General features: G+C 69.3%; 2 protein-coding genes. Both read left to right on the forward strand.

Translation table 11 applies throughout. From position 1 onward, the window contains the following. Nucleotides 1-439: MarR family winged helix-turn-helix transcriptional regulator (locus VGC18_RS12955; RefSeq protein WP_331098033.1), on the forward strand; the 439-nt coding region annotated here is incomplete at its 5' end. Nucleotides 440-573: 134 nt separating this feature from the next. After that, nucleotides 574-2,016 (forward strand): MATE family efflux transporter, encoded by a 1,443-nt coding sequence (locus VGC18_RS12960; RefSeq protein WP_331098034.1) that lies wholly within the window; start codon nucleotides 574-576, stop codon nucleotides 2,014-2,016. Nucleotides 2,017-2,022: the final 6 nt, after the last annotated feature.

The following is a 2,022-nucleotide window of genomic DNA, read 5'->3' on the forward strand; positions in this document are numbered from 1 at the left end:
ACCGGAGATGACCACGACGACCAGCCTCGAGCTGGTCCGCTGGATCGGATGGGCCCAGATGCAGGCCGGCCAGGACTGGGTGCGCGAACGCGAGCTCAGCCGCGAGCAGGCCTTCGTGCTCGGCTATCTGGTCCAGAACCCCGGGACGATCCAGCGCGACATCGCCCGGATGACCCGGACGAGCGCCGCGAGCGTCTCGAGTCTCCTGCAGGGGCTCGAGCGTCGTGGGCTCGTCGAACGCCGCACGGAAGACGGCAACGAACGAAGCAAACGCGCCTACGCCACCCCCGCCGGAGCCGACCTCGTCGCCGGGTTCGGCGCCGCGATGGCCGCCGCCGACGAGACGATCCTCGCCCCGCTGGACCCGGCCGAACGGGCCACCCTGCACACCCTGCTGACCAAGATCACCGCCGGACTGCCGCGGCCCACTCGGCCGTAACCGGGGCTGCACGGCGCGACCGCGCATCCAGAGCGTCACCTCACCCTCCCCTCCTCACCTCGCCGTGTCGGCGTTCGTCGGCGCGCGCCCACACCCGCCCGGAAGAGCTTGCTCTGCCCCCGAAAGGACCAATCATGAGCACCACATCAGACCTCGAATCCGTCACCGGAGGCATCCGCGGCAATCGCTGGTATCTGTCCTCTGCACCGATCGTCCGCGCCCTCGTGCACCTGTGTGTGCCGATGGCCGCCGCGATGATCGTCAGCGCCGTCTACAACGTCATCAACGCCGGCTTCATCGGCTCGCTTCACGACACCACGCTGCTCGCCGCGGTCACCTTCGGCTCGCCGATACTCGGCCTGGTCATGGCGGTCGGCGGCGTGTTCGGCACCGGCGGCGGCTCGCTCATCTCGCGACTGCTCGGCGCCGCGGAGAACGACCCCGCGAGGGCCGACGAGATCAAGCACGTGTCGTCGTTCGCCCTCTGGGGCTCGGTGATCGTCGGGGCCGTCTTCGGTGTCGTCGGACTGCTCCTCCTCCACCCGCTCGTCTCGGTGCTCGGCGCGAACAGCGCCGCCGTGCCGGCGACCAGCGCCTTCGTCGGCGTCATGCTCGCCTTCGTCCCGGTGCTCGCCGCGGCGTTCTGCCTCGAGCAGCTCGTGCGAGCGGAGGGCGCGGCCCGCCAGGTCATGATCGGACTCCTCGCCTCCACCGTCGCGAACCTGGTGTTCGATGTGCTGTTCATCCTCGTGCTGCGCTGGGGCGTCGCCGGTGCCGCCCTCTCGATGGGCCTGGCGAATCTCGGTGTCGTCATCTATTTCATCGTCTGGTTGACGCGGCACAGCGAGCACATGAGCGTCTCGCCGCGCTGGTTCACGATGCGGCGCGCGGTGCTGGGACCCGTCTTCGGCGTCGGCGTCGGCGAACTGCTCCAGTCCGCCTTCCTCATCGTGACCTCGCTGGTGCTCAACAATCTCGCGGCGGGTTACGGCGACGGGCCGCTCGCGGCGATGGGCGTCGCCGTCCGGATCGCGCAGGTGCCGGAGTTCCTGGTGATGGGCGTCACGCTCGGCGTGCTGCCACTCCTGGCCTATTCCTACGGCAAGGGCGACAAGAGCCGTCTCGCGTCGGCGCTGCGCGCATCCGCGATCACGGTCGGCGGCATCACGCTGATCTTCTCGGTGGTCGTGTTCGCCTTCTGCGACCAGGTGTTCTCCGCGTTCGTCGCGGACCGCTCGGTCCTCGCGATCGGTGCCACGATCATCACGGCCCAGCTCGTCTCGATGATCTTCAACGGATTCGCCGGGCTCATCACCTCGCTGTTCCAGGCCACGGGGCGGGCACTTCCCGCGACCGTCCTCTCGATGACCCAGGGCATCCTGTTCATTCCGATCGTGATCCTGGGCAACCTCTGGTTCGGGCTGCCCGGCATCATCTGGTCGCTGACCGTCAGCGAGGGCGCCGTGCTTGTCATCGGTCTCGCGATGTGGCTCGCCTCCCGTCGAGCGATCGACCGCGGCCTCGCCGAGGGCAGCCCCGAGCGTGCCGAGGAGGTGCTCGAGCAGGCCGCGGCCTGACCGCCC

Origin of the sequence: Lacisediminihabitans sp., assembly GCF_036404185.1 — a bacterium.
Taxonomy (GTDB): domain Bacteria; phylum Actinomycetota; class Actinomycetes; order Actinomycetales; family Microbacteriaceae; genus Lacisediminihabitans.

Excerpts from the sequence above, each read along its gene's own strand:
- VGC18_RS12960 (WP_331098034.1), top strand. The coding sequence starts at position 574 with ATGAGCACCACATCAGACCTCGAATCCGTCACCGGAGGCATCCGCGGC.